Origin of the sequence: Mycobacteroides franklinii (genome assembly GCF_002013895.1) — a bacterium.
GTDB lineage: Bacteria > Actinomycetota > Actinomycetes > Mycobacteriales > Mycobacteriaceae > Mycobacterium > Mycobacterium franklinii.
Window position 1 is genome coordinate 231788 of the sequence record NZ_MAFQ01000009.1, and the last position, 26544, is coordinate 258331.

The 26544-nt window shown below is 65.0% G+C and carries 26 protein-coding genes and 2 pseudogenes; 18 read left to right on the plus strand and 10 right to left on the minus strand.

Translation table 11 applies throughout. The features are described 5' to 3' along the window. Window positions 1-29 precede the first annotated feature (29 nt). From B4393_RS17100 to B4393_RS17110, 3 genes are all read right to left on the minus strand, one after another. Window positions 30-491: a peroxiredoxin gene (locus B4393_RS17100; protein WP_078335074.1), complete on the minus strand. Its 462-nt coding sequence runs from the start codon at window positions 489-491 to the stop codon at window positions 30-32. Continuing rightward, on the minus strand, window positions 491-916 hold the full coding sequence (locus B4393_RS17105; protein ID WP_070935232.1) for a DUF3052 domain-containing protein: 426 nt from the start codon (window positions 914-916) through the stop codon (window positions 491-493). Before B4393_RS17105 ends, B4393_RS17100 begins: the two co-directional genes overlap by 1 nt. Before the next feature lie 91 nt (window positions 917-1007). Beyond that, a complete protein-coding gene (locus B4393_RS17110; RefSeq protein ID WP_078335075.1) occupies window positions 1008-1565 on the minus strand; it encodes a hypothetical protein in 558 nt (185 codons plus the stop codon). Window positions 1566-1716: 151 nt separating this feature from the next. Between B4393_RS17110 and aceE the strand changes: the two genes are divergently transcribed. The 10 genes from aceE (at window position 1717) to B4393_RS17160 (ending at window position 12616) form a co-directional block, all read left to right on the plus strand. After that, entirely contained in the window at window positions 1717-4515 is a 2799-nt protein-coding gene (gene aceE / locus B4393_RS17115) for a pyruvate dehydrogenase (acetyl-transferring), homodimeric type (RefSeq protein WP_078335076.1), read from the plus strand. Between the two features lie 145 nt (window positions 4516-4660). Further along, complete coding sequence (locus tag B4393_RS17120) at window positions 4661-5104, plus strand: DM13 domain-containing protein (RefSeq protein ID WP_078335077.1); 444 nt, start codon at window positions 4661-4663, stop codon at window positions 5102-5104. After that, a complete protein-coding gene (locus B4393_RS17125) occupies window positions 5101-5583 on the plus strand; it encodes a DoxX family membrane protein (RefSeq protein WP_078335078.1) in 483 nt (160 codons plus the stop codon). Before B4393_RS17120 ends, B4393_RS17125 begins: the two co-directional genes overlap by 4 nt. Next, on the plus strand, window positions 5573-6223 hold the full coding sequence (locus B4393_RS17130) for a TetR/AcrR family transcriptional regulator (protein WP_078335079.1): 651 nt from the start codon (window positions 5573-5575) through the stop codon (window positions 6221-6223). Before B4393_RS17125 ends, B4393_RS17130 begins: the two co-directional genes overlap by 11 nt. 36 nt (window positions 6224-6259) lie before the next feature. Beyond that, window positions 6260-7540 (plus strand): PucR family transcriptional regulator, encoded by a 1281-nt coding sequence (locus tag B4393_RS17135; RefSeq protein WP_070935246.1) that lies wholly within the window; start codon window positions 6260-6262, stop codon window positions 7538-7540. 159 nt (window positions 7541-7699) lie between these two features. Next, entirely contained in the window at window positions 7700-8632 is a 933-nt protein-coding gene (locus B4393_RS17140; protein ID WP_078281613.1) for an ACP S-malonyltransferase, read from the plus strand. A gap of 126 nt (window positions 8633-8758) precedes the next feature. Further along, complete coding sequence (gene acpM, locus B4393_RS17145; protein WP_030095371.1) at window positions 8759-9058, plus strand: meromycolate extension acyl carrier protein AcpM; 300 nt, start codon at window positions 8759-8761, stop codon at window positions 9056-9058. Window positions 9059-9063: 5 nt separating this feature from the next. Next, entirely contained in the window at window positions 9064-10317 is a 1254-nt protein-coding gene (kasA, locus tag B4393_RS17150; protein ID WP_070935248.1) for a 3-oxoacyl-ACP synthase KasA, read from the plus strand. A gap of 30 nt (window positions 10318-10347) precedes the next feature. Continuing rightward, complete coding sequence (locus B4393_RS17155) at window positions 10348-11769, plus strand: acyl-CoA carboxylase subunit beta (protein WP_070935252.1); 1422 nt, start codon at window positions 10348-10350, stop codon at window positions 11767-11769. A gap of 7 nt (window positions 11770-11776) precedes the next feature. Then, entirely contained in the window at window positions 11777-12616 is an 840-nt protein-coding gene (locus B4393_RS17160) for an alpha/beta fold hydrolase (protein WP_078335080.1), read from the plus strand. Here B4393_RS17160 and B4393_RS17165 read toward each other — a convergent pair. Then, window positions 12613-13044 (minus strand): annotated as a pseudogene (locus B4393_RS17165) (zinc-binding dehydrogenase); the annotation flags it as partial. The gene B4393_RS17160 and the pseudogene B4393_RS17165 overlap by 4 nt on opposite strands. On the opposite strand from B4393_RS17165, the pseudogene B4393_RS17170 reads away from it, so the two are divergent. Together B4393_RS17170 and B4393_RS17175 are read left to right on the plus strand one after the other, a co-directional pair. Then, window positions 13040-13297 (plus strand): annotated as a pseudogene (locus B4393_RS17170) (SbtR family transcriptional regulator); the annotation flags it as partial. The pseudogenes B4393_RS17165 and B4393_RS17170 sit on opposite strands and share 5 nt — an antisense overlap. Before the next feature lie 36 nt (window positions 13298-13333). Further along, entirely contained in the window at window positions 13334-13720 is a 387-nt protein-coding gene (locus tag B4393_RS17175) for a DoxX family protein (RefSeq protein WP_078281616.1), read from the plus strand. Window positions 13721-13725: 5 nt separating this feature from the next. Here B4393_RS17175 and B4393_RS17180 read toward each other — a convergent pair whose 3' ends face one another. Beyond that, window positions 13726-14259 carry a DUF3145 domain-containing protein gene (locus tag B4393_RS17180; RefSeq protein WP_070935259.1) on the minus strand — a complete coding sequence of 178 codons (534 nt, stop codon included), beginning with the start codon at window positions 14257-14259 and terminating at the stop codon, window positions 13726-13728. A 181-nt stretch (window positions 14260-14440) separates the two neighbouring features. Then, window positions 14441-15259 carry a serine hydrolase domain-containing protein gene (locus B4393_RS17185; RefSeq protein WP_078335081.1) on the minus strand — a complete coding sequence of 273 codons (819 nt, stop codon included), beginning with the start codon at window positions 15257-15259 and terminating at the stop codon, window positions 14441-14443. Between the two features lie 24 nt (window positions 15260-15283). Here B4393_RS17185 and B4393_RS17190 point away from each other — a divergent pair, with 24 nt between their 5' ends. Both B4393_RS17190 and B4393_RS17195 read left to right on the plus strand, forming a co-directional pair. After that, window positions 15284-16372, plus strand: a complete 1089-nt coding sequence (locus B4393_RS17190; RefSeq protein ID WP_070936775.1) for an S-(hydroxymethyl)mycothiol dehydrogenase — start codon at window positions 15284-15286, stop codon at window positions 16370-16372. A 35-nt stretch (window positions 16373-16407) separates the two neighbouring features. After that, window positions 16408-18132: an amidohydrolase gene (locus B4393_RS17195; protein ID WP_078335143.1), complete on the plus strand. Its 1725-nt coding sequence runs from the start codon at window positions 16408-16410 to the stop codon at window positions 18130-18132. A gap of 13 nt (window positions 18133-18145) precedes the next feature. Here the strand turns inward: B4393_RS17195 and B4393_RS17200 are convergent, their stop codons facing one another. Then, complete coding sequence (locus B4393_RS17200) at window positions 18146-19210, minus strand: GGDEF domain-containing protein (protein WP_078335082.1); 1065 nt, start codon at window positions 19208-19210, stop codon at window positions 18146-18148. A 76-nt stretch (window positions 19211-19286) separates the two neighbouring features. Here B4393_RS17200 and B4393_RS17205 point away from each other — a divergent pair, with 76 nt between their 5' ends. After that, window positions 19287-20660 carry a styrene monooxygenase/indole monooxygenase family protein gene (locus B4393_RS17205; RefSeq protein WP_078335083.1) on the plus strand — a complete coding sequence of 458 codons (1374 nt, stop codon included), beginning with the start codon at window positions 19287-19289 and terminating at the stop codon, window positions 20658-20660. On the opposite strand, the gene B4393_RS17210 is transcribed toward B4393_RS17205, so the two are convergent. Both B4393_RS17210 and B4393_RS17215 read right to left on the minus strand, forming a co-directional pair. Further along, window positions 20657-21826, minus strand: coding sequence for a lipid-transfer protein (locus B4393_RS17210; protein ID WP_109558495.1), 1170 nt, complete (start codon window positions 21824-21826; stop codon window positions 20657-20659). The two genes, B4393_RS17205 and B4393_RS17210, sit on opposite strands and share 4 nt — an antisense overlap. A 61-nt stretch (window positions 21827-21887) precedes the next feature. After that, complete coding sequence (locus B4393_RS17215) at window positions 21888-23048, minus strand: acyl-CoA dehydrogenase family protein (protein WP_078335144.1); 1161 nt, start codon at window positions 23046-23048, stop codon at window positions 21888-21890. 80 nt (window positions 23049-23128) lie between these two features. Between B4393_RS17215 and B4393_RS17220 the strand changes: the two genes are divergently transcribed. The 3 genes from B4393_RS17220 (at window position 23129) to B4393_RS17230 (ending at window position 25960) form a co-directional block, all read left to right on the plus strand. Then, entirely contained in the window at window positions 23129-23713 is a 585-nt protein-coding gene (locus B4393_RS17220) for a TetR/AcrR family transcriptional regulator (protein ID WP_078335084.1), read from the plus strand. A 29-nt stretch (window positions 23714-23742) separates the two neighbouring features. Beyond that, window positions 23743-24351 (plus strand): TetR/AcrR family transcriptional regulator, encoded by a 609-nt coding sequence (locus B4393_RS17225; RefSeq protein WP_078335085.1) that lies wholly within the window; start codon window positions 23743-23745, stop codon window positions 24349-24351. A 118-nt stretch (window positions 24352-24469) separates the two neighbouring features. Continuing rightward, window positions 24470-25960, plus strand: a complete 1491-nt coding sequence (locus tag B4393_RS17230) for a carotenoid oxygenase family protein (RefSeq protein WP_078335145.1) — start codon at window positions 24470-24472, stop codon at window positions 25958-25960. Here B4393_RS17230 and B4393_RS17235 read toward each other — a convergent pair. Beyond that, window positions 25957-26469 (minus strand): MarR family winged helix-turn-helix transcriptional regulator, encoded by a 513-nt coding sequence (locus tag B4393_RS17235; RefSeq protein ID WP_078335146.1) that lies wholly within the window; start codon window positions 26467-26469, stop codon window positions 25957-25959. The genes B4393_RS17230 and B4393_RS17235 overlap by 4 nt on opposite strands. Between the last annotated feature and the right edge of the window lie 75 nt (window positions 26470-26544).

Genomic DNA, 26544 nt, shown 5'->3' on the forward strand with positions numbered 1-26544 from the left:
TCCACGTCGTCGCCAACGTGGGAATCAGCTCACGAATGTAGCGCGGCCAACGCTTCTACCCAACCCGCCTGGTCACGGGCTTGCCCGGGGTCCAGCATCTCGGCGAATCGGATAATTCCGTCGGCATCCACCACGAAAGTTCCGCGGTTCGGATACCCGGCCTTCTCGTTGAGCACCCCGTACGCCTCGGCGACGGTCCCGTGCGGCCAGAAATCGGACAGGATCGGGAAGGTGAAGCCGCTGTAGCTCGACCAGATCTTGTGGATCGGGCCCGCACTCACCGACAAGGCGATGATCTGCACATCGTCGTTCTCGAAGTCGCCGATATGGTCGCGCACATGGTCCAGTTCGCCCTGGCACACGCCGGTGAAGGCGAGTGGGAAGAACACCAGGAGCACGGCCTTCTTGCCCCGGAAATCGCTCAGGCTGACGGGCTGGTTGTTCTGGTTGCGCAGGGTGAAATCGGGCGCGACGGTGCCAACAGGCAGCATTAGCGCCGCCCGCCACGCGAAGTCTTGGGCTGCACCAAACGCGTCGCGCTCCAGTCCCCCAGGTTCAGCGATGACGTCTGCACCAGGCCCGCCGTCGGCGCCGATTCGGCGATCTCCGACGGCTGCACATGGCCCGACTTGCCGGTCTTGGGTGTCAACACCCAGATCACGCCGTCCTCTGCCAAGGGGGTGATGGCGTCCATCAACGCGTCGACCAGGTCGCCGTCGTCATCTCGCCACCACAACAGGACTACATCGACCACATCGTCGGAGTTCTCGTCGAGAAGCTCCGAACCGCATGTGTCCTCGATATCAGCCCGGATGTCGTCATCCGTGTCCTCATCCCAGCCCAGCTCCTGCACAAGCTGATCTCGCTGGATACCCAACTTGCGGGCATAGTTCGAGGCGTCAGCCGCCGCGACCACCGTTCGGCCCCTCCTTATTCACGGGTGCGTGCTTGCGCACTTGGGATGAATGCTCACATCGTCGCATGCCAGTGGCAATCCTCGTCAGGCACTATCGGCCTTTTGTCTGTAGAAGCGGTTCGCAGATCTTCCCGGCGCGCTCCCGCGCGTCGTTGAAGGTCCGCACCACAGCGTTGAGAGTGCCACTGCTGAGCCGATTATCGAACGCACCGGCCAGTTTTCGGGACTGTTCGACGTACTGCGTCAGCGCATCGCGCAGATCGTCCGTCTGAGCCTTCGCCTTGATGGAGTCGATTTGCCCGGCGCTGGTGTTGAGCGCATTGATCACCGGCCCCACCTTGGCCTCCGCGCTGGATCCGTACCCACCCTCGTCGTTCATGACGGAGATCAGGTCATTACCTGCCGAAACGGCGGCGTTCGACGTCATTGCGAACGTCTCACACACATCGGACATGGCCTGCGCACGCGATGTCTCCTGACGCTTGGACTCCTCGGACCTCGACGTCTCGATGGACTGTGAGACGTACGTGCGGTACTCCGACACCGACTCGCTCGGCGCCGATGCCTGCCCTCCCGTGGTCACGGTGCAGCCAGCCACAACCCCGGCACAGATGGCCGCCAGCGCGATCACAAGCGCCGCCATACGCATCTCATGACGGTACCCGCTACGGGGCCCCGCGGGCCGGTAGACCGCATGTTGAGAGACCAGACTCGCTAGTAGCAAGTGACTTGGGGCACGATGGGGATACCGATCTGATTGTGACTGAGATCTGCACCCCCACCCCTAAGGAGCAGAAAAGTTGACCACGGAGTTCGCTCGCCAGGATCTGGCCGGAAATTCAAGTGCGCCAAGTCCATCCGAGAATCCAGGACGTGTACGGGTCATCCGCGAAGGTGTCGCGTCGTACCTGCCGGATATCGACCCCGACGAGACGGGCGAGTGGCTGGAGTCGTTTGACGGCCTGTTGGCCCGCTCGGGTCCGGCGCGGGCCCGGTACCTGATGCTGCGGCTGCTGGAACGAGCGAACGCCGGCCGGGTCGCCATTCCAGCGCTGACATCCACCGATTACGTCAACACCATCGCCACCGAGAACGAGCCCTGGTTCCCCGGTGACGAGGACACCGAGCGCCGTTTCCGTGCCTGGATCCGATGGAACGCCGCGATCATGGTCCATCGCGCGCAGCGGCCAGGGGTCGGTGTGGGCGGCCACATTTCGACCTATGCCTCCTCGGCTGCCCTCTACGAGGTCGGCTTCAACCACTTTTTCCGCGGTAACGCCCACCCCGGCGGCGGCGACCAGGTGTTCATCCAGGGCCACGCCTCCCCCGGTATCTACGCCCGCGCCTTCCTGGAAGGCCGGCTCACCACCGATCAGCTCGACGGGTTCCGCCAGGAGAAGAGCCACGCCGGCGGCGGTCTACCCTCTTACCCGCACCCGCGGCTGATGCCCGATTTCTGGCAGTTCCCAACGGTTTCCATGGGTCTGGGGCCGATGAACGCGATCATGCAGGCACGGTTCAACCACTACCTGCGTGACCGTGGCATCAAGGACACCTCCGATCAGCGGGTGTGGGCGTTCCTCGGCGACGGCGAGATGGACGAGCCCGAATCACGCGGCCTGGCGCATATCGCCGCGACGGAAGGCCTGGACAACCTGACATTCGTCGTCAACTGCAACCTGCAGCGTCTCGACGGCCCTGTGCGCGGTAACGGCAAGATCATCCAGGAGCTGGAGTCCTTCTTCCGTGGCGCCGGCTGGAACGTCATCAAGGTGGTGTGGGGCCGCGAGTGGGATGCCCTGCTGCACGCCGACCGTGACGGCGCACTGGTGAACCTGATGAACACCACCGCCGACGGCGACTACCAGACCTACAAGGCCAATGACGGCGCCTACGTCCGCGAGCACTTCTTCGGGCGCGATCCGCGTACCAAGGAATTGGTGAAAGACCTTACCGACGCTCAGGTTTGGAACCTCAAGCGCGGCGGCCACGACTACCGAAAGGTGTATGCCGCCTACCGTGCGGCCACCGAGCACAAGGGTCAGCCGACGGTCATCCTGGCCAAGACCATCAAGGGCTACACGCTGGGCAAGCATTTCGAGGGCCGCAACGCGACCCACCAGATGAAGAAGCTGACGCTGGATGACCTCAAGGACTTCCGCGACAAGCAGCGGATTCCGATCTCGGACGCCCAGCTCGAAGAGAACCCCTACCTGCCGCCGTACTACCACCCCGGCCCCGAGTCCCCGGAAATCCGATACATGCTGGATCGACGCCGGTCGCTGGGCGGATTCGTGCCGTCGCGCCGTAACACGTCGCGTCCGCTGACCCTGCCGAGCTCGGAGATCTACGACTCGGTGAAGAAGGGCTCGGGCAAGCAAGAGGTGGCCACCACCATGGCACTGGTGCGTACCTTCAAGGAACTGTTGCGCGACAAGAACATTGGCAACCGCATCGTTCCGATCATTCCCGACGAGGCCCGCACCTTCGGCATGGACTCGTGGTTCCCGTCGCTGAAGATCTACAACCGCAACGGCCAGCTGTACACCTCGGTGGACGCCGAACTGATGCTGGCGTACAAGGAGAGCGCGCAGGGCCAGATCCTGCACGAGGGCATCAACGAGGCCGGCTCCACCGCCTCGTTCACCGCGGTCGGCACGGCGTACTCGACCCACGACGAGCCGATGATCCCGCTGTACATCTTCTATTCGATGTTCGGGTTCCAGCGCACCGGCGATGGCTTCTGGGCCGCCGCCGACCAGATGGCCCGCGGTTTCGTGCTGGGCGCGACGGCGGGGCGCACCACCCTGACCGGCGAGGGTCTGCAGCACGCCGACGGCCATTCACTGCTGCTGGCAAGCACCAATCCCGCTGTGGTGGCTTACGATCCGGCGTTTGCCTACGAGATCGCCAACATCGTGGAGCACGGCCTGCAGCGGATGTACGGCGAGAACAGCGAGAACGTGTACTTCTACATCACGCTGTACAACGAGCCGTATGTGCAGCCGGCCGAGCCGGACAACGTCGATGTCGAAGGCATCCTGCGCGGCATCTACAAATTCCGGGCCGCACCCGAGGCCCGCACGCATCAGGCCCACATCCTGGCCTCCGGCGTGTCGGTGCCCGATGCGCTGCGGGCGGCGGACCTGCTGGCCGAGCACTGGGACGTGGCGGCCGACGTGTGGTCGGTGACGTCGTGGGGTGAGCTCAACCGCGACGGCCTGGCCATCGACCATCAGGCGCTGCGCCACCCGGACCGCCCCAAGGGCGTTCCGTACGTGACGAAGGCGCTGGACGGCGCCCAGGGCCCGAAGGTGGCGGTCTCGGACTGGATGCACGCGGTGCCCGAGCAGATCCGGCCCTGGGTACCCGGGACCTACCGGACGCTCGGCACCGACGGGTTCGGTATTTCCGATACCCGTCCGGCGGCGCGACGGTACTTCAACACCGACGCCGAGTCCGTCGTCGTCGCGGTGCTGGAGGCACTGGCCGACGACGGTGCCCTCGACCGCGAGGTCGCCGTCAGGGCGGCCGCGCAGTACAAGATCGACGATGTGTCGGCCGCCGACGTCTCGTTCAAGGACACCGGCAGCGCCTAGTTCGCCCCGCGCGAGCCTGCTCAAATGTGCGGTTTTCGGGCCGATTTCCGCACATTTGGGCATGCTCGCGCTTTTTTGTCGACACCAATTGTACTAATCGGTACAGTCGAGGACGCCCGCTCAAACCTCCCGGAAGGAATCCGCCATGCGGTTCAAAGTTCTCACTGGCACAGCACTTCTGAGCATCGGCTTCGCCGTTGCCGCGTGTAACGCACCGTCTCATGATGCTCAACCGAGCACCCAGTCGCCGCAGGCAATGACCTCACAAGCCATGACATCGCAGGCCAGCACGCGCACCGGATCGTTCACCGGGGTCGACGGCAAGCACGTCTCCGGAACAGTCACCATCGCCAACGGGCAGCTCAAGTTGACCGGGTTCTCCTCCGATAAGGGCCCCGACCTGCACATCTACCTGACGAAGGGCTCGGATCAAAACGCGGTCAGCGCGGGCAAGGAGCTCGGCATGGTCGCCTCCGACACGGCATCACAGACATTCGACGTCGGCGGGGTCGACACCTCCATGTACGACACCGTTCTGATCAACTGCGACAAGGCCAAGGAAGCCTTCGGCGCGGCAGCCTTGATGTGAGAACTCACGCACGATGGATCGCTCTTGCCGCGCCGGTCGTCCTCGGCGCGGCAAGGGTGACACTGGGCGCGCTGTGGTTGCACGAGGGAATCTTCAAGTACAGCGCACACTTTGGCCGGGCGGACATTCTGCTCATCACCCACAGCGCACAAACCAACACCCGCGTGCCGGAGTACTTCACCCTCTTCTCCGACGGCGTGCTCCGCACGTGGCCGGGACTTTTCGGCGTGGCCATACCCCTGTTGGAGACGGTGCTCGGGGTAATCCTGATCGTGGGACTGTTTCCCCAACCCGTGGCCATGATCTCGCTGTTGACCCTGCTGACGTACTGGAGTTCGGACCAGCTGATCACCCAGTATCCGGTGATGGCGGCGCTATCGGCGATCATCATCGCGTTTCCGGCAGCGAGCGGCCACTACTCGATACGGCGGCTCAGACGCGCCAAACTCACAGCTAATGTTGTTCAGGATGGTAGGTAAGTCGTCACCAACAAGTGCCACCAAGCTGCCCGCGACCGCGCACGGCCGCCGTACCCGCGCGGCCATCGTGGATGCGGCGGCGCAGATGATGTACCAAAAGGGTGTTACCGCAACCAGTCTCGACGACATACTGGCCGCGTCCAACACCGGCAAGTCGCAGCTGTACCACTACTTCAAGGACAAGTCCTATCTAGTGAAAGCGGTCGTGGAACGTCAAACCGAGCTTGTCTTGCAGGCACAGCCGACGCTTTCCCACATCGACTCGATGGAGGGTGTCGAGCGATGGGCCCAAGCAATCCTGGCCAACCACGAAGTGCCCGGTGGCCCGTTCGGATGCCCCCTGGGCAGCATGGCCGCCGAGCTCAAGAACGATCCGGCATATCAGCCGGCACTTGCCGCCGCGTTTGGACAATGGCAGTCATTGCTTGCCGACGGCTTGACCCGGATGCAGGATCGCGGCGACCTCGACCGGCGCGAAGATCCGCAACGGCTGGCCGCGACGGTCCTTGCCACGCTGCAGGGCGGCATGCTGATGGGACGGGCGACCATGGATATCACCGTCCTGCGGGACAGCCTCGATCTGGCGCTCGACGGTATTCGAAGCAGACTGCAAAATCAGTCTCCGAGAGCAGAGATTTAGCAGCTTCCCACTAGGATTCGGGGGTATCTTTTAGGGATGCCCGACAATCTGGCCACCTCTCCCCGCGGGTTTCGTGCGGCACCCAAGCCGCGGGAGCGGGCCGAGGTCCCCGAGGCACTGCTGCACCGGATCAAGCAGTACTCCGGGCGGCTGTCCACCGAGGCCGTGCACGTCATGGAGGACCGACTGCCGTTCTTCACCGACCTGGAGGCCTCACAGCGCTCCAGCGTCGCACTGGTGGTCCAGACGGCGATCAACAACTTCGTCGAATGGATCCGTGACCCCGAGGGCACCGTCGGCTTCACCATGCAGGCCTTCGAGGTCGTGCCGCAGGATCTGGCCAAACGCATCGCGCTGCGCCATTCCGTCGACATGGTGCGCACCGCGATGGAGTTCTTCGAAGAGGTGTTGCCCCTGCTCGCCCGCAATGACGAGCAGTTGGTGACACTCACCGAGGGCATCCTGCGCTACAGCCGTGACCTGGCCTTCGGGGCCGCCAGCGCCTACGCGGAGGCCGCCGAGACCCGCGGCGCCTGGGACTCCCGCCTGGAGGCGACGGTGGTCGACGCGGTGGTGCGCGGCGACACCGGACCGGACATGCTGTCGCGCGCCGCGGCCCTGAACTGGGACACCAACGCGCCAGCGACCGTCATCGTCGGCACTCCGCGACCGGAGATCATCGCCACGGCAACAACATTGGTGCACGAGGTGGCGCAGCGCCATGGCCGTGGGGCACTGGCCGTCATCCAGGGCACCCGGCTGTTGACCATCGTGTCGGGCCCGATCACCGCGCACGACAAGTTCCTGGCCGACCTGATCAAGGTTTTCTCCGACGGTCCGGTGGTCGTGGGCCCCACGACCGGAACTCTGAGCGCATCGCACACGAGCGCCGTCGAGGCGCTCTCGGGCATGGATGCGGTATCGGGGTGGCGCGGCGCGCCGCGGCCGGTCTCGTCACGCGAGCTGCTGCCGGAGCGTGCCCTGTTGGGCGACAAGGCCGCCATCGCGGCGCTCAATACCGAAGTAATGCGGCCGCTGGCGGACGCCGGCCCGGCGCTCACAGAAACGCTGGACGCTTACTTAGATTCCGGCGGCGCCATCGAGGCGTGCGCGCGCGCCCTCTTTGTTCACCCAAATACCGTCCGTTATCGACTCAAGCGAATCACCGATTTCACCGGAAGAGACCCAACGTCCCCGCGTGATGCCTATGTGCTGCGCGTCGCGGCAACTGTCGGCAGACTGGTCCAGGACCACGCCGGTGCGTTCACTCCTGAACCAGGAGTCACACCCGTCACAATCAATGTCATTAAGACTTAGAAGGGCTACTAGCCGGTCACCTGCGAGGTCCCACATTGCGGGACGGTATAGATCGGGTCGCAACGGATGCCTTTTTGTAGGCTTCCCACAAATAGTTAAGACAAGATTCATTTTCTCTTACACGGCGGAAACAGCCCTTCACAGTGTTCTCTTAAACACGTGATTGCACTGCTCGCTCCCGGACAGGGATCCCAGACCCCCGGCATGCTGACATCGTGGCTCGAATTGCCCGGTGTCAAGGATCAGGTTGAGCAGTGGTCGAAGGCCAGCGGACTCGATCTGGTGCGCCTGGGAACCACGGCCACCGCCGAGGAGATCACCGATACCTCCATCACCCAGCCACTGGTCGTCGCGCTGACCCTGCTGGCCTATGACGAGCTGACCAAGCGCGGTCACCTCAACGAGAAAACCGCCAGCGGCGAAATCATCGTCGCCGGCCACTCGGTGGGTGAGATCGCCGCCTACGCCATCGCCGGGGTCATCTCCGCCGACGATGCCATCACCCTGGCCGCCACACGTGGCGCCGAGATGGCCAAGGCCTGCGCGCTGGACCCCACCGGCATGTCCGCCGTGCTGGGCGGCGACGAGGCCGAGGTGCTGGAGCGCCTGGAAGCCCTCGAGCTGATTCCCGCCAACCGCAATGCCGTCGGGCAGATCGTCGCCGCCGGCCGCATCACGGCGCTGGAGAAGCTGGCCGAGGATCCCCCGGCCAAGGCCCGCGTGCGCCAGCTGGCCACCGCCGGTGCCTTCCACACGCACTTCATGGCCCCCGCGCAAGAGGCCTACGCCGCCGCTGCGGCCGCGATCCTGCCGGCCGAGCCCGTCACCACCCTGCTGTCCAACTTCGACGGCTCCCCCGTCACCTCCGGTGCCGACGCCATGGACAAGCTGGTCAACCAGCTCACCTCCCCGGTGCGCTGGGATCTGTGCACCGAGTACTTCAAGACGGCCAATGGCGGAGAGGCCGTCAGTGCCGTTGTGGAACTGCCGCCCTCGGGTGCACTGTCCGGCATCGCCAAGCGTGAGATGCGCGGCGTCGCGAACCACGCCCTGAAGACCATCGACGACTTAGACGGCCTGGCCGAGCTGTAAGCGGCCAAACCACCAAAAAGTAGTACCCCGGATGGAGTGGGCAGAGCTGCCCTCTCGTCCAGTTCCAAAAAACAGAGTTCACCCCGGGCTGCATCCGCAGTCCACAACACCGAAGGGAGCCACCGAGTGGCCACCGCAGAAGAAAAAGATCGCATCGTCGCCGGTCTCGCCGAGATCATCGAAGAGGTCACCGGTATCGAGCCTTCCGAGGTCACCCTCGAGAAGTCGTTCGTTGACGACCTGGACATCGACTCGCTGTCGATGGTTGAGATCGCTGTCCAGACCGAGGACAAGTACGGCGTGAAGATCCCCGATGAGGATCTGGCGGGCCTGCGCACCGTCGGTGACGTCGTGAACTACATCGAGAAGCTTGAGCAGGAAAACCCCGAGGCCGCAGCCAACATCCGCGCGCAGCTGGAGGGCTAGGACCAGTGACAACCCCTTCCACTGCCAACGGTGGCTTCCCCAATGTCGTTGTGACGGCTCTCGCCGCAACGACCTCTATCGCGCCTGACATCGAGGGCACGTGGAAGGGATTGATCGCCGGGGAGAGCGGTATCGAGGTTCTCGAAGACGAATTCGTCGAGAAGTTCGGTCTGCCCGTGTGGATCGGTGGGCACCTCAAGGAGCCCATCGACAACCACATGACCCGGTTGGAACTTCGCCGGATGGCCTACGTGCAGCGGATGGCGCTGCACGTAGGCCGTCAGGTGTGGCAGAACGCCGGCACGCCCGATGACATCGACAAGGACCGCCTCGGCGTCGTCATCGGTACCGGGCTCGGCGGTGGCGAGCGCATCGTCGAAACCTACGACACCATGAATGAGCATGGCATTCGCAAGGTTTCACCGCTCGCCGTTCAGATGTGCATGCCCAACGGTGCCGCCGCGGTGGTGGGCCTGGAGATCGGCGCCCGCGCCGGTGTCATCACGCCCGTGTCGGCGTGTTCCTCCGGCTCGGAGGCCATCGCACACGCATGGCGTCAGATCGTGATGGGCGATGCCGACATGATCGTCTGCGGTGGTGTCGAGGGCATGATCGAAGCCCTGCCGATCGCCGCGTTCTCCATGATGCGCGCCATGTCGACGCGAAATGACGAGCCCGAGAAGGCTTCTCGTCCGTTCGACAAGGACCGCGACGGATTCGTGTTCGGCGAGGCCGGTGCCCTCATGGTCATCGAGACAGAAGAGCACGCCAAGGCCCGCGGCGCACAGATCATCGCCCGCGTGATGGGCGCCGGTATCACCTCCGACGCGTACCACATGGTGGCTCCCGGCCCCGACGGCGTGCGCGCCGGTGCGGCCATGACACGCGCCATTCAGACAGCAGGCTTGTCCCCCAAGGACATTGACCACATCAACGCCCACGGCACGGCCACCCCGATCGGCGATCTCGCCGAGGCCAACGCGATTCACGTCGCCGGTGTGCAGCATGCCGCGGTCTACGCGCCCAAGTCGGCGCTCGGCCACTCGATCGGCGCCGTCGGCGCGCTCGAGTCCGTGTTGACTGTGCTTGCTCTGCGCGACGGCGTTATCCCCCCGACGCTCAATCTTGACAACCTTGATCCCGAAATCGACCTGGATGTCGTTGCGGGCGAGCCGCGACACGGGGATTTTAAATACGCGATCAACAACTCGTTTGGATTCGGCGGGCACAACGTCGCGCTTGCCTTCGGTAAGTACTGAAGTCAAGCACTAGAACCAGAGAGGCTCAAGATGACGATCCTGGCTCCCGAGGCCATCGACGAATCGCTCGATCCGCGCGATCCGTTCCTGCGCCTGTCCACCTTCTTCGACGACGGCACCGTCGAGCTGCTGCACGAGCGTGACCGCTCGGGCGTGCTCGCCGCTGCCGGCACGGTCAAGGGAGTCAGGACCATCGCCTTCTGCACCGATGGCACCGTCATGGGCGGCGCCATGGGAATCGAGGGCTGCCGTCACATCGTCAACGCCTACGACACCGCCATCGAGGAACAGAGCCCCATCGTGGGTATCTGGCACTCCGGCGGTGCCCGTCTGGCCGAAGGGGTTTCGGCCCTGCACGCGGTCGGGCTGGTCTTCGAGGCGATGATCCGTGCCTCGGGTTACATCCCGCAGATCTCGATCGTCGTCGGATTCGCTGCCGGCGGTGCCGCATACGGCCCCGCGCTGACCGACGTCATCATCATGGCGCCGGAAAGCCGCGTGTTCGTCACCGGACCCGATGTGGTCCGCAGCGTCACCGGCGAGGACGTCGACATGGCCACCCTGGGTGGCCCCGAAGCCCACCACAAGAAGTCGGGTGTGTGCCACATCGTCGCGGACGATGAGCTGGACGCCTACGCCCGCGGCCGCAAGCTGGTCGGGTTCTTCTGCCAGCAGGGCGTTTTCGATCGCAACCGCGCCGAGGCCGATCACACCGACCTGCGCGCGCTGCTCCCCGAGTCGGCCAAGCGTGCCTACGACGTGCACCCCATTGTCAACGCGCTGCTCGACGGGGACGACCCGTTCGAGGAGTTCCAGGGCAAGTGGGCACCGTCGATGGTCATCGGCCTGGGCCGGCTGGCCGGGCGCAGCGTCGGCGTGCTGGCCAACAACCCGTTGCGTCTGGGTGGCTGCCTGAACTCCGAAAGCGCCGAGAAGGCAGCGCGTTTCGTGCGCCTGTGCAACGCCTTCGGCATTCCGCTGATCGTGCTCGTGGACGTGCCGGGCTACTTGCCCGGTGTCGGCCAGGAGTGGGGCGGCGTGGTGCGGCGCGGCGCCAAGCTGCTGCACGCGTTCGGTGAGGCCACCGTTCCGCGCGTCACGCTGGTGACCCGGAAGATCTACGGCGGCGCCTACATCGCCATGAACTCGCGCTCATTGGGCGCCACCAAGGTGTTCGCCTGGCCGGACGCCGAGGTCGCCGTGATGGGCGCCAAGGCCGCCGTCGGCATCCTGCACAAGAAGCAGCTGGCCGCCGCCGCACCCGAGGAGCGCGAGGCGCTGCACGAGGAGCTGGCCCTTGAGCACGAGCGCATCGCCGGTGGTGTGGATCGCGCCATCGAGATCGGCGTGGTCGACGAGGAAATCGAGCCCTCCCAGACCCGCGCGGTACTGACCCGCGCACTCGCCGAGGCCCCCTCACGCCGCGGCCGCCACAAGAACATCCCGCTGTAGACCCTGCATGTCGGAGCACCGTCGCACGTCAATCTCTGTCGACGGGCACCGGCTGGCGTATCGCCAGTTCGGTTCCGGGGACCGCGTCGTAGTGCTGTCTCATGCGTTCCTCACCTCGCACTACCTGGAGCATGCCTGGGCCAAGGAATTGGCCGCGCGCGGCTTCCGGGTGATCTGCCTGGATCTGCTGGGCACCACCGCCGATGAGCGCCCGCTGGAACCCGACCGCTACAACTCGCAGGCCCTGGGGCGTCAGCTCATTGGCGCCCTGGACGCCCTCGGCATCGAGCGTGCAGTGCTCGGCGGCACGTCCGTCGGCGCGAACGTCTCCATCGAGGCAGCGGCATTGGCACCCGAACGGGTTGCCGGGCTGCTGCTGGAGGGACCGTTCCTGGAACGGGGCATCGGCACCGCCGGCTATCTGTGGCCGGCCGGGCTCACGCTGTTCACCCTCGGTCGGCCGCTGATCTGGCTGGCCGGTGCGGTGGCGCGATCGTTCCCCGAGACCGAACAGCCGACCTTGGGCTTGCTCCGCGAATTCTTTATCGCGCCGCCATCACGGTCCGCGGCGTTCATGAGGGGCATGCTGGTGGGGCGGATGGCTCCGCCGCGGGCGGTACGCCGAGCGGTAAACGCGCCGACGATGATTCTCTCGTTGACCGCCGACCCGCTGCACCCGGCGGCAGACGCACACAATCTCGCCATCGATATCGTTGGCGCACAGGTAATTTCGGCCGGAACGCTGGCCACCCTGCGCTTCTGGCCGCGGCGGGTGACACCCGCGATCGTGAGCTTCCTGGTGGAGACGTTCGGCATCGATGTCACCGCCCGGCAAGCCGATGCCTAGAGGTCGATGACGATCTTTCCGTGCACATGCCGCCCGGCCTGAACCTCGACCGCGCGGCGTATCTGGTCGATCGGGAAGCTCGCCGCGATGGGCACCCGGAGTTGGCCCGCAGCGACCAGCCGGGCCAGTTCTTCCAGGGCGCCCTGCGCGGCGTTCGCGCCATTGGCCGCAGACACGCCCTCGATTTGTGTGGCGATGGTGCAGATGCGGCCGTCAGGGACACCGAGTTCCCTTGCGGCGTGCACTGTTTCAACTCCGTGCAGGTCTATGGCTGCGGTGATACCGCCGGGAGCCAGCGCTCGAACCCTCTCCCCCAGGCCGTCACCGTAGGCGACCGGCTCCGCCCCGAGACCGCGCAGCGAATCGGAGGATGTCTCCGATCCGGTCCCGATCACGCGCGCTCCGGCGATGCGGGCCAGCTGCACGCTGCTGGCGATGATCGAGTCCGGCAAGATCGCCCACGTCCAGACCCGGACCGAAACTGCTGGCTGCCATCACCACAATTCTCGACGCCGGCCGCGCGGCGGGTGATCTCCGCTCCGATGTCACCGCCGAAGACATCGCCGCCTCCCTCATCGGCATCTTCACCGTGGCCCCCGGCCCGCGCATGTGGCCCAGGCCAGTCGCTTGCTGAATCTCCTCATGGACGGCCTGCGTCCCCGTCCCCTACTGTTAGAGTGACGCTTCATTCACATAATTGACAAGGGAGTCTGCGGAATGGCACTTCGGCGCAAGAAGGCACTCAAGTTGCTTGTCGACGGTCAGCCGACCGCGACGCTCGTGACGACGAAGGTCGGCCCGAGTCTTTTCCAGCGGCTGTCGGTGCTCATCGCGAACCTGATCCGCATCGGATTCCGCGCGGGCGGTGCAGGATTGGCAGCCACCGGTGTCGCACACTTCGTCGCACCCCAGCCGTTCGAGTCCATCTCCAAGGTCGCCTTCCCGGAGGACACTCGCCGCTGGGTCTACCAAAACGGCTTCACCGAGCTGTTGCTCGGACTGGCGCTGGCGTTCCGGCGCACCCGCATCGTGGGCAGCCTCGGCGGCCTCGCCTACGTCGCGTTCCTCGTCAGCCGTGTGATCGGTAACGCCAGCAAGAGCTGACGCTCTTAGCCGACTCCGCGCAGCCAGGTCACCTCGGCGCCGTCGCCGCCACTGCGGTACGGCTCCAGCGCGTCATCCCACGCGGTGCCGAGCATGTTGTCGAGCTCTGAGGTGATGCTGCCGGCGTCGGATTCCATCAGCCCACGCAAACGCATCTCGCTGACCATGATGTCGCCGTTGGCGCTCGTCGCGCCGCTCCACATGCCCAGCTGCGGGACGTGGCTGAATCGCTGACCGTCCACGCCCTCGCTGGGATCCTCGGTGACCTCGAAGCGCAGCACCGGCCATGAGCGCAGGGCGTTGGCCAGGCGTGCGCCGGTACCGACCGGGCCCACCCAGTTGGTGACGGCGCGCAGCTGCCCCGGCATGGCCGGTTGGGCCTGCCAGCGCAGCTTGAGCGTCTCCAGGCCACGGGCCGAAGGAGCCGACGTCAGCGTTGACGTTAAAGCCCACTCGACGTGCGGGCATACCGCGGCCGGTGAGGCATGGACATACACCACGCCGGTTGTCGAGTCGGCGAACTGAGGCGACGCGTGCATTCGTAGTGCTCCTTTGTCTTCGACGAGGACGTCTTCCCCAACGACTCGCGAAGCTTCCAGAGCGTGTTACCGAATTACATCAATGTGCCTTGTGACACCATTGTGCCCCGTGGTGCGCGTGTTGCGCCAGTCCTGAGACCGAATTTGAGGTAACGGCTTCCTGAGAGTTTGGGACCGTCTCTTAGCCGAACTCGGCCAGCACGGCGTCAGACAGCTGTGGCCACACCTGATTGGCCCAGCCGTCGAAGTTCCGATCCGTCAGGACGACCAGCGCCAGATCGACGGTCGGGTCCACCCAGATGAATGTGCCGGACTGCCCAAAGTGCCCGTAGGTGGCCGGCGAGTTCTCGGCACCCGTCCAGTGCGGAATCTTGCTTCCTTTGATCTCGAAGCCCAGGCCCCAATCGTTGGGGCGCTGCACGCCATATCCCGGCAGTACCCCGTCCAGCCCCGGAAACACGACATTCGTCGCGCGGTGGTGTGTTTCGGCGCTGACCAGGCGCGGCCGCAGCAGATCACCGGCGAAGGCCACGAGGTCTAGCACCGTGGACGTGGCCCCATACCCCGCCGTGTCTGCCCCACCGGGCAGCGTGGTGTTACCCATGCCGAGCGGTTCGAGTACGGCCTCGCGTAGGTATGCACTGAACTCGATGGTGGCGGCGTCCTCGATCGTGTGCGCAAGAACGGCGAAGCCATAGTTGGAGTAGACGCGACGGGTACCCGGCTTGGCGATCACCGCGTCGGAAAGCATTGACAGTCCCGACGCGTGCGCCAGCAGATGCTCGACGGTCGAGCCGGGCGGACCGGCCGGGGCCGCCAGTTCGATGGCACCTTCTTCCAGTGCCACCTGCGCGGCCCGGGCCACCAGCGGCTTGGTCACCGACGCGAGTGCGAATTGCTGCGTCACAGGGCCGATTTGGGCCCTGATGCCCTCCGGCCCCACCACTGCGGCAGCGACAGTCGTTACCGGCCAGTCGGCGACGAGGTCGAGAGCACCCATGGCTGGGACTGTAGCGTCATGCGCATGTCTCAAACTGTGCGCGGTGTGATCGCTCGTTCGGTGAAGGCTCCGGTGGAATTGGTGGACATCATCGTCCCCGATCCGGGCCCCGGTGAGGTTGTGGTGAAGGTGCAGGCGTGCGGGGTGTGCCACACCGATCTGACCTACCGCGAGGGCGGCATCAACGACGAGTTTCCGTTCCTGTTGGGTCATGAGGCGGCTGGGATCGTGGAAACCGTCGGCGAGGGTGTAACCACCGTAGCGCCGGGCGATTTCGTGATCCTGAACTGGCGCGCGGTGTGTGGGGTGTGCCGTGCCTGCAAGCGTGGCCGCCCGCAGTACTGCTTCGACACGTTCAACGCGAAGCAGAAGATGACGTTGACCGATGGCACCGAGCTGACCCCCGCCCTGGGCATCGGGGCGTTCATCGAGAAAACACTCGTGCACGCCGGGCAGTGCACCAAGGTCGATCCGTCCGCCGATCCGGCCGTTGTCGGTTTGTTGGGCTGCGGGGTGATGGCCGGGCTGGGCGCGGCGGTCAACACAGGCAACGTGGGCCGTGATGACACCGTGGCGGTCATCGGCTGCGGCGGTGTCGGGGACGCCGCGATCGCCGGCGCCCGACTCGCCGGGGCGCGCACCATCATCGCCATCGACACCGATGACAAAAAGCTGCAGTGGGCCAAGGATTTCGGTGCCACGCACACCATCAATGCACGACAGGTCCAGGACGTGGTCACCGCGGTCCAAGAGCTCACCGATGAGGTCGGCGCCGACGTCGTGATCGACGCGGTGGGACGCCCGGAAACCTGGAAGCAGGCCTTCTACGCCCGTGATCTGGCAGGCACCGTGGTCCTGGTCGGTGTCCCGACACCGGATATGACACTGGAGATGCCGCTCATCGACTTCTTCTCCCGTGGCGGATCACTGAAGTCCTCCTGGTACGGGGACTGCCTCCCCGAACGCGACTTCCCGACCTTGGTATCGCTGTACCAGCAGGGCCGCCTACCGCTGGATCGCTTCGTCACCGAACGCATCGGCATCGACAACATCGAGGCCGCCTTCGAAAAAATGCACCACGGCGAGGTCCTGCGCTCTGTCGTGGTGCTGTAGCCGGGCAGCCCGTTGTGATCAACCGGAGGCAGTTTGTGATCGGCGGTGCCGCGGCGGCCACTGCCACAACGGGATTGGCCGCCCTGGCAGGGTGCGGCGATGACACCGCACCCGGCTCCGGTGCGGACCTGATCTTCGTCGGCGGTCCGGTCGTGACGGTCGACGGCCACAGCACCACGGCCGAGGCGCTGGCCGTGTCGGCGGGCAGGATCGTCGCCGTCGGGTCGCGGCAGGACGTGATGCAGCGGCGCAGCGCGGGTACGCAGGTCATCGAGCTCGACGGCCGCGCGGTGTTGCCCGCGTTCGTGGAACCGCACAGTCATCCGCTGCAGGTTGCGTTGACACTCGGCCCGCCCGCGATCGACGTCCGCCCGTTTGTGGTGTCGAGCGGCAAGGAGGTGATGCAGAAGCTCGCCGACGCAGTCAACGCCAGCACCGACGGCACTCAGGTGCTGCTGTACGGCATCGACGTCCTGCTGCAGCCCGACCTCCAATTGCCCACGCGCACAGAGCTTGACGCGCTGGCCCCGAACAATCCGGTGATCATCGTCGCCAACAGTGGGCACGCTGCCTACGCGAACACGGCCTCGTTCCGGCTCGCCGGTATCACCAATGACACACCCAATCCGACCGGTGCGGAGTACGTCCACGGTCCGGACGGTGAGCTCACCGGAGAGGTGCGCGAGGCCGCGGCCCTGCAAACGCTGGCCATGCCCTACCTGCTGAAGGTCGCCCAACCCAATGCGTTCGAGAACATGCAGTGGGCCTTTGGTCAGCTGGCCGCCGCCGGTATCGCGACCTCCAGCGAGCACAGTTTCACCGCGGCCCAACAGGGCGACCTGTACCGCAAGATGGCGGCGGATCCGGATGTCAAGCTCCGAATCCGCGCCTATGAGATCGGCACGCCAGACCTCGCCAAGGACCCGGCGCATCGGGCGGGCACCCCGGCAGGGGCGGATCAGCTGTTCGCCCAGATCGGCATGAAACTCTGGGCCGACGGATCACCTTGGCAGGGAAACATTTTCACCTCATTCCCCTATCTGGATACCGCGGCGACACGGCGAATGGGACTGGAGCCGCACCACCACGGGGGCATGAACTACACGCCGGAGCAGATCACCGAGCTGGCGACGGCGTTCATCAAGCAGGGTTGGCAGCTGTCCTGCCACGTGCACGGCGATTCAGCGATCGACATCGTGCTGGACGCGTACGAGAAAGCGCGGTCTCCGGCCTCGGTGCGTTCTCGTCTGGAGCATGTCGGCGCGATGACCCCCGCCCAGTTCCAGCGTGCGGCGAAGCTGGGTGTCCATCCGAGCCTGTTCATCGAGCACGTGTACTTCTGGGGAGACCCGCTCATGGACGAGTTGTTCGGTGCGGACCACGGTGCCCACTGGATGTCCGCGAAGTCGGCTGTCGACGCCGGGCTGCGTGTCTCCTTCCACAACGACGGCAATGTCTCGCCACCCGATCCGCTGGGCAATATCGCCACCGCCGTCACGCGCAAGGCCAAGGGTTCTGGTCGAGTATTGGCCCCCGAGCAGCGGCTCACCGTTGCACAGGCCGTGCGCGCACACACCATCGACGCGGCCTGGCAACTGCATCTGGATACCGAAATCGGCAGCCTCGAGGTGGGTAAGTACGCCGACCTGGTGGTGCTCTCGGCCGATCCGCACGCGGTGAATCCGGATGCCCTGCGCGATATCACGGTGTGCGCGACCTACCTCGCCGGGCGGCAGACCTACGCCACACCCGAGTCCTGATACCCGGTGCGCCTCAGTGCTGGGGATCGAACATTCCCCGGGCGTTCTTGACCCTGTACAACTCGTAATCTGCCTGCTGCACAAGCGACTCCAGGTCAATCTTGCGACCCGTCTGGGACTGCCACGCGGCGCCGACACTGACACTCCAGGTATCGATTCCCGAACGCGGAGTGCTCACCCGGCGAATGGTGCTGTCGATGTTCTCGGCACGGCCGGGAAACGCCACCACCAAGAACTCGTCGCCGCCGATCCGGGCAGCGATCTCACCGACCCGGGTACTCGCTCGCAGCATGGCGGCCACCTGCTTCAAGATCACATCGCCGGCGCCGTGGCCGTGGGTGTCGTTGAGTTCTTTGAGCCCGTCCACATCCATCATGACCACGACGATGTCGACGGCATCGAGGCGGCCACGGTGCAGCAGGTCCACCGCCGTCATCACCCCGCGCCGGTTCAGCAGCCCGGTGAGCGGGTCCCTGTCGGCAGCCAACGCCGCGGAGAGAATTGAGTCGCGCCCTCCCTCGAGCACCAGCTGGATGATGGCGGGCACCAGTACGATCGCCGAGATCACCGGGGCGCCGTAGAAGAACTGCTCGGGCAGCCTTGCCGCGTCGACCAGCACATTCACCGCCACCAGCACGCAGAGAAGCGACGTGGCGAACGCACAATGGACCACGAATGCCCGTCTGCCGAGGAAAAAGGTGGGGAGCAGGCCCACGGGTCCCAGGTACACGACCGCGCTGATCCTGGCCGTGGGATCAGAAAGCAGCACGGCCCCGATGGCCAGCGCCACATCGGCCCACACCACGAACGCTGTCATGGCGCCCCGGCTCGGCCAGGAGAAGTTGATCCAGCACAGCCCCACAATCACCGCAGATGCGCCAACAACGCCATGGACGACCCGCGGCAACGTGCCGTGCGGGCCGAGGGGATAGAACTGCGTGATCACCTCCAAGACCACGATAAGGAAGCACAGCAGCCCGATGGCGTTCTTCAACCGGTCGAGCTGGCCGGTATCGCGCAGAGCATTAGTCACGAGCTCGTACTGGAAGCCCGTCTCTGCATGCGGCGGAGGTTGCACACCGGAATTATGGACCTTGTAATCACCGTGAGCGGGTGCCTTTCGCGCACAAGTTCACACGCCGATAGTGGCGAGCATGCCGACGAAACATGGACGTAAGGCCGCCATCATCGGTGCGGGCCAAACTGGGGTCACCGCGGCAGTGGGGCTGCTGGAGAATGGTTTTGACGTCACCCTCTATAGCGACCGCAACCAGCGCAGTCTGCGCGAGGACGTGCCCGCGACCGGCACCGCACTGATTTTCGGGGAATCGCAGCGCGCCGAGGCCAGCCTGGGGCTCACCAGCTACCTGGAACCAGGCCCCACCTCGACCGGGCTGAGTGTGCGGCTGGTCGACGGCAGCGAACCTGCTCGTCCCGAGGTCATCGCCTTTGACGCGGGTTTCGACGGCGGTACCCGCGGCGTCGCCGTCGACACCCGACTCAAGGCCGACGACCGGCTCACCCGGTTTCAGGAGCGGGGTGGCCGCTTCCGCGTGGAGCAGGTGGACCCGGAACGGCTGGACGCCATCGCGGGCGAGCACGACCTGACGCTGGTGGCGACCGGCCGCAGTGGTCTGTCCTCGCTGTTTCCGGTGGATGCCACGCGCACGGTGTATGACCGCCCACAGCGGCGGCTGCTCATGCTGACGGTCGCAGGTTTGGGTCACGGACCGGAGGTCTTTGCGCACCGAGGGCCCGCGGGTGGGCGGCACAGCGCCTTCTCGTTCATCACCGATCAGGGCGAGGCCTGGTGGGGGCCCTATTTGCACAAGGACGCCGGACCCTCGTGGTCGTTCTTGACGTGGGCCAAACCCGGCAGTGAGTGGGAACGGCGGTACGCCGACGTCGACAGCGCGGCCTCCGCACTCCAGGCAGTCATCGATGTACACCGCGACTATCTCGACTGGGACCTTCCGGAAGTGTTGTCGCTCAAGGTGATCGAAGAGGATCCGCATTCCTGGATCACCGGCGCGGTGACACAGCTGGTGCGGCGCGGAGTGGGCCACACGGCCGGCGGGCACGTCGTCGCGGCGCTCGGCGACACGGCGGTGGCGTACGACCCTATCGCCGGGCAGGGCGCGCAGGGCGGCCTCGTTCAGGCAGCCGCCCTGGTCCACAAGGCTGCCGCACACGACGGTCCGTTCGATAGCGCCTGGCTCACCGACGCATTCGACGAGTTTTACGACCGTCGGGCACGCGCCGCGCAGTTGGTGACGAGGCTCTACCTGGGCGACGACGAGCTGCACGACTATGGCGATCTGTTCTTCGCCGCGGCACACGTCCACGAGGGTTTCGCGTCGAAACTGTTCAGCCTGCTCGACAATCCGAAGCCCTTCGAGAAGGTCACGTCGGTCGAGACGGCCAAGGCTCTCATCACCGAGTGGGCGGGCGAGCCGGCTGACGACATCCTGGGGCGGTTCTCCCCCGCCGGCCGGTTCGCGCGATCTGATCTGGTGCGTGCCGCCTAGCGCTGCGCGGGCCGGTAGGCGGTGACGACCACCGAACCGCCGAGCCCGATATTGTGTTGTAGCGCAACGCCGTCCTTGGTCGCCGCGCCTGCCACCTGACGCTTGTCGGCCAATCCGCGTATCTGCCAGTTCAGTTCGGCGCATTGCGCCAGTCCGGTGGCACCCAGCGGATGGCCTTTGGAGATCAGCCCGCCCGACGGATTGACCACCCACTTGCCACCGAAGGTGGTGTCCTCGTTGTCGATCAGCTTTCCTGCCTCGCCCTGCTCACACAGGCCCAGCGCCTCGTACACCAGAATTTCGTTGGCGGAGAAGCAGTCATGCAACTCGATGACATCGATGTCTTCGGGACCGATCTGTGCCTGCTCGTAGACGGCGTGCACCGCAGCCTTGTTCATGTGTGTGCCGACGATTCCCGCCGCGGTTCCGTCGAAGGTGTCGGCCCGATCGGTGACCGTGGACTGTCCGACGATCTCCACCGCTTGGTCGGCGAGTCCATGTTTGTCGACGAACTCCTCGCTGGCCACGATGGCCGCGGCCGACCCGTCCGAGGTCGGTGAGCATTGCAGCTTGGTCAGCGGCGCCACGATGCTCCGCGAGGAGAGAATGTCTTCCAGCGAGTACTCATCCTGGAACTGGCTGTACGGGTTGTTGACCGAATGCTTGTGGTTCTTGTAGCCGATCCAGGCCAGCTGTTCGGCGGTCAGGCCATATTCGCGCATGTACTCCTCGGCGGCAGCGGCGAACATCCATGCGGTCATGGGCATTTGCGGCGGCGTCAGTTCGCCCAGGCGGTTGAGCTGCGGTAGCAGCGGCGACTCGCGATCGGTGAACTTCATGCTCAGCGAGCCGCGCTCCATCTTCTCAAAACCCGCGGCCATCACGACGTCCGATTGGCCGCTGCGAATGGCGTTGGCCGCCATGAACAGCGCGGTCGATCCTGTGGAGCAGTTGCTGTTGACGTTGTAGATCGGGATTCCGGTGTGGCCCAGCTCGTAGAGCGCGCGATGCCCGGAACACGAGTCACCGTAGACGTTTCCGACGAAAGCCTGCTCAACCTGTTCGTAGCGCACGGAGGCATCGTCGAGTGCCTTGGTACCGCTCTCCTTGACCATCGCCGGGTAATCCCAACCCTCCCGGCTCCCGGGCTTCTCGAACTTTGTCATGCCGACACCGATGACGAACGCCTTGTACTTGTGCTACATGCGGGCTCCTTATCGTGGCTCGTCACAGCGACCGAGAGATGAGTTCTTTCATGATTTCGCTTGTGCCGCCATAGATCTTGTTGACGCGTGCGGCGGCGTACGCCCGGGCGATCGGGTACTCCATCATGTAGCCGTATCCACCGAAGAACTGAACGCACCGGTCGACTACCGCGACCCCCTTGTCGGTGGCGACCAGCTTGGCAATGGACGCGGTCGCGGGATCGTTGACACCGTCGATGTAGTTCTGGATGCACCAGTCAACGGTTGTCTTGATGGACAGCACCTCGGCCTTCAGCTCGGCCAGCTGGAACCTGGTGTTCTGAAACTTGATGAGCGGCTGGCCGAATGCCTCACGCTCTTTGGTGTATTTGATCGACTCCAGCACGGCGGCCTCGGCCATGCCGGCGTTCCCCGAGGCGATGATGAGGCGTTCGCGCGCTAGCTGGGTCATCAGCTGGATGAACCCCTGTCCATCTTCCTCGCCGAGCCGGTTGGCCACCGGTACCCGCATATCGCTGAAGAACAGCTCGCGGGTGTCCTGCCCGTGCTGCCCCACCTTCTCGAGCACGCGGCCACGCTCGAATCCGGGCAGGTCCTTGGTTTCCGCGACGATCAGCGAGATGCCCTTGGCGCCCTGGGAGGGATCGGTCTTGGCCACGATCACCAGCAAGTCGCAGTGTGTGCCGTTGGAGATGAACGTCTTCGAGCCGTTGATCACGTAGTGGTCGCCATCCCGGACCGCGCTGGTGCGCACCCCTTGCAGATCGGATCCCGTCCCGGGCTCCGTCATGGCGATGGCCAGAACCAAGTCGCCGCTGATGATGCCCGGCATCCAGCGGTCCTTCTGTTCGGTGTTGCCATAGGTATTGATGTAGTGCGCGACGATCGGCGAGTGCACGCCCCAGCCCGTCGCGGTGTCCTGGGCAAGCGCGAGTTCCTCGGCCACCACCGCGGAGAATCCGAAATCGCCTCCAGCGCCGCCATATTCCTCAGGAAGGTCCAGTCCGAGCAGACCGGCATCGCCCAGCTTGTTCCAGAATTCGCGGTCCACCTGGTGCTGCGCGCTCCAGCGTTCCTGGTTGGGCGTGGACTCCTTGCGCAGAAACTCGGCGGCGTGCTTACGCAGCTCGCGGTGCGCATCGGTCTCCCAGGACGCGCGATAGGACGGGAATAGTGCGGACATCTTCATTGACCTCCTCGTCAAGACGATACAAGTGTATCGTTTCAGATTCGTTTGTAAAGGGGTGCGGTACGATGCGGCGTATGGCAAACCCACGCGCGACCGACGAGGACTTGACCGCGAAGGCGCGCATTCGCAACACCGCACTGGATTTGTACGCCCAGTACGGTGAGGAACGAATTTCGTTGCGCGCGGTCGCATCCGAGGCCGGGGTGACACTCGGCCTGGTGCAACACCATTTCAAGACCAAGGCCGGTCTGCGCGAGGCCGTCGATCAGCTGGTCGTCGACTACCACATCGAGGCACTGCGATCGGTCGACGCGGAGAAGGACCCGCGCAAGCTCGCCGCGGCCCGCGACGCCGCCGTCATCGCGATGCTCAAGGCCAATCCCCCGATCGTGAACTACGTACGCCGGGCCGTGCTCGAACCTTCCGAAGAACAGCTCAGCATGCTGACCGCGCTGATTCAGCTGACCCGCGACGAGGTGGCCACCCTCCGCAAAGAGGGCATGGCCCCCACCGATCGTCCCGAATCCACTCAGGTTGTGTCCGTGATGGTTCGGCAGATGGGCGCCCTGCTGTTACAACCACTGATCGACGCGGTGTGGGACCGGCTGGAGCACGGGGACACCCCGAAACCCACGCTATCCATCAAAGTGCTCGACTAACTGCCACCGCCAGCGGTTACGGTACTGACGTGACATCACGCAGCCCCGGCTATCGGCCCACCGACGACGAGCTACTCGACTTGGTGTTACCCGTTGTGGCCGAACAGGGTTGCGGGGCAGTCACTATGGACCAGATCGTGGCGTCTGGCCAGGTGACCAAACAAACGCTCTACGCACACTTCGGCTCCAAGGACGGATTGCTCATCCGACTCGTCGGACGCGAGGCAACCCTGATGCGCGCGATCTTCGACGACGTGTCGATGCCGGAGAACGTCGACCTGAATGACCCGGCCGCATCGCTGAGCGATGCCCTGAAGCCATTCTTCATCCACGCCGCCACCCGCCCACTGGGCATGCGGCTACTGGCCGACTCCACCGCGCCACAGGTCCCCGGGTTCGATCAGCAGGTGCTCACCGACGCGGTGTCCCGAATCATGAGCATCCTCGACCTCTGGGAACCGGTGCATGACGAGGCCGAGACGCACCGGCGGCTGCTGCTGGCGACCATGAGCGCGCAAGCCATCAGGTCGGGAGTCTTGACCGCCATCGCTCACCACATCGACCCCGAGGTCTCGGTACGCACCTGCGCGGCATACATCGTCGCCGGCGTCAGCGCCGCCTATCCGGAATCCACCTAGCCCACACCCCTCTCGCGGCGCGCCACCGAATTTGGCTCTTGCCATACCCATTCATGCGGTCTACCGTCGAGCTTGACTCTACGTTCTAGCTCTGATGATGCAGCCGAAGGATGTCGACATGGAAATAGATCTACTTTCGGACGAGCACGTGCTCCCGGTCGATCGAGAGACGATGGCGACCGCCCTGCACGTCACCGGTGAGATACCGAAGTTCCTGAACGGACGTTACGTCCGCACCGGCCCCAATCCGCTTCCCGGGCAATATGACCCCAACAACTACTCGGTATTCGGCGCAACCGGCGACGGCATGGTGCACGGCGTGCGGCTGCGCGATGGCCGCGCCGAGTGGTATCGGAGCCGGTGGGTACGCACGCCGAAGGTCTCCAGACTGCTCGGCGAGAAACCGAAACCGGCCAACTATCGCGCCGGTGTGACGACCGTGTCTCCGCAGACGAATGTGTATGGCTTTGCCGGCAAGACGATCGTCAGCGCCGAGGGCGGTCTGGCGCCGTACGAGCTGAACGATGACCTGGAGACCGTCGGAACCTGCGATTTCGGCCGCACGCTGGAAGGCGGATACACCGGGCATCCCAAGCTGGATCCGGTCACCGGCGAGTTGCACGCGGTCACTTACCAACTCGTCGGACCGGCGGTGGCGCGTTATGTGGTGATCGGCCCGGACGGCGCGGTGCGCAAGAGTGTGCCCCTGGACGTGCCGGGCAGGCCATTGCTGCACGACATCGCCCTCAGCGAGAACTACGTGATGATCTTCGACTGCCCGCTGGTGATCGACCTCAACCTCCTGACGCGCAAGGTCGCGCCCGCGGCGACACCGCCGTTCATCACCCGGATGGCGGCAGGGCTCCTCGGCCGATTCGAGCCACCCGCGTTGCTCGGTCCGCTGGTGGCCCGCGCACCCCTACCCAAGACTGCCGAGGTCCCCCTGCGCTGGAAAGCCTCCCATCCCAGCCGCATTGGCGTGATTCCCCGCCAGGGGCCCGCGACGGTCCGCTGGTTCGAGATCGAGCCCTGCTACGTGTTCCACACGCTTAACGCACACGAAGAGGACGGCAGCATCGTCATCGACGCCTGCCGGATCACCGGGCCTGACGACGATTCCGAGTACAACATCGCCGACGTGCTGGGGACGGGGCGCCCACGGCTGCACCGGTGGGAGGTCGACCTGGAGACCGGCGTGGTCAAGGAATCATGGACGGACGAACGGCTCCAGGAGTTCCCCATGGTCGACCCGCGCCGGGTCAGCCTGCCGCACCGATACGGCTTCACCACGAGCGTCGGCGACACCGACATCGACACCCTGCAAAGCCTCGATGACGCACGTGCCTCACTGATCCGCTACGACCTCACCGGCGGCGGCAGCACCGAACACAAGCTGGAGGCCGGACACATACCGGGCGAGTTCTCGCCCGTGCCGCGTTCCGAGGACGCCGAGGAAGGCGACGGGGTGCTCATCGGATATGAATACGATCGCAGTACCCGGCTGAGCAATATGTTGATCGTCGACGCGCAGTCGATGGAAAAGGTTGCGACCGTTCATCTTCCGGCGCGGATACCCTTCCAGTTCCACGGCAACTGGATCCCGGCCTAGCCGCTCTTGGCCACGATCCGCACTCCGTCCCTACCGGAGGCCAGTAGGTCCTGGAGCACCTTCTCCACAACCTGCAGGTCGGCATTGCTGTAACGCTGCAAGAAGTCGCGCACGCCATGCTCCATCTCCTCATGCAGGGTGCTGTGCACGTCGACGACGATGCCGCCGTCGGCGGTCAGGATGAGCTCAATCTCCTTACGGTTACCGGGAATCGGTACACGCTCAACCCAGCCCGCATCCACCAGCCGCTGTACGTGCTTGGACACCGTGCCCTTGAGCTGGCCCGAGCGCGCCGCCAGACCCACCACACTGACCGGCCCTTCGGCAATCGCCGCCAGCAGATGTAGCGAGAGCGTCGGCAGCGTTCTAACAAGATGCTCCATCCGGCGTGGGCATCGCTGCGCCATGAAATCGCGCTCCGCATCGGAATCCTCGTCCGGTTCGAACTTGTCCCCCACCGCGCCCACCAGCGTGTTGATGCTGGCAATCAAGGCCGACTTGGTTTTCATGGAAACCATATTGCCATCCGGCGGCGGGCGCCGTACATTGTTCATATGGTTTCGATGGAAACCATTTCTACAGAA

What these genes read in the sequence shown, in the direction of transcription:
- B4393_RS17215 (WP_078335144.1), bottom strand. Translation starts at nt 23,048, where the DNA reads ATGTCCGCACTATTCCCGTCCTATCGCGCGTCCTGGGAGACCGATGCG.
- B4393_RS17135 (WP_070935246.1), top strand. Translation starts at nt 6,260, where the DNA reads ATGCCCGACAATCTGGCCACCTCTCCCCGCGGGTTTCGTGCGGCACCC.
- B4393_RS17110 (WP_078335075.1), bottom strand. Translation starts at nt 1,565, where the DNA reads ATGCGTATGGCGGCGCTTGTGATCGCGCTGGCGGCCATCTGTGCCGGG.
- B4393_RS17210 (WP_109558495.1), bottom strand. Translation starts at nt 21,826, where the DNA reads ATGACAAAGTTCGAGAAGCCCGGGAGCCGGGAGGGTTGGGATTACCCG.
- B4393_RS17180 (WP_070935259.1), bottom strand. Translation starts at nt 14,259, where the DNA reads ATGCACGCGTCGCCTCAGTTCGCCGACTCGACAACCGGCGTGGTGTAT.
- B4393_RS17100 (WP_078335074.1), bottom strand. Translation starts at nt 491, where the DNA reads ATGCTGCCTGTTGGCACCGTCGCGCCCGATTTCACCCTGCGCAACCAG.
- B4393_RS17230 (WP_078335145.1), top strand. Translation starts at nt 24,470, where the DNA reads ATGGAAATAGATCTACTTTCGGACGAGCACGTGCTCCCGGTCGATCGA.
- B4393_RS17205 (WP_078335083.1), top strand. Translation starts at nt 19,287, where the DNA reads ATGCCGACGAAACATGGACGTAAGGCCGCCATCATCGGTGCGGGCCAA.
- B4393_RS17155 (WP_070935252.1), top strand. Translation starts at nt 10,348, where the DNA reads ATGACGATCCTGGCTCCCGAGGCCATCGACGAATCGCTCGATCCGCGC.
- B4393_RS17185 (WP_078335081.1), bottom strand. Translation starts at nt 15,259, where the DNA reads ATGGGTGCTCTCGACCTCGTCGCCGACTGGCCGGTAACGACTGTCGCT.
- B4393_RS17120 (WP_078335077.1), top strand. Translation starts at nt 4,661, where the DNA reads ATGCGGTTCAAAGTTCTCACTGGCACAGCACTTCTGAGCATCGGCTTC.
- B4393_RS17220 (WP_078335084.1), top strand. Translation starts at nt 23,129, where the DNA reads ATGGCAAACCCACGCGCGACCGACGAGGACTTGACCGCGAAGGCGCGC.
- B4393_RS17130 (WP_078335079.1), top strand. Translation starts at nt 5,573, where the DNA reads ATGGTAGGTAAGTCGTCACCAACAAGTGCCACCAAGCTGCCCGCGACC.
- B4393_RS17175 (WP_078281616.1), top strand. Translation starts at nt 13,334, where the DNA reads ATGGCACTTCGGCGCAAGAAGGCACTCAAGTTGCTTGTCGACGGTCAG.
- B4393_RS17190 (WP_070936775.1), top strand. Translation starts at nt 15,284, where the DNA reads ATGTCTCAAACTGTGCGCGGTGTGATCGCTCGTTCGGTGAAGGCTCCG.
- B4393_RS17235 (WP_078335146.1), bottom strand. Translation starts at nt 26,469, where the DNA reads ATGAAAACCAAGTCGGCCTTGATTGCCAGCATCAACACGCTGGTGGGC.
- B4393_RS17160 (WP_078335080.1), top strand. Translation starts at nt 11,777, where the DNA reads ATGTCGGAGCACCGTCGCACGTCAATCTCTGTCGACGGGCACCGGCTG.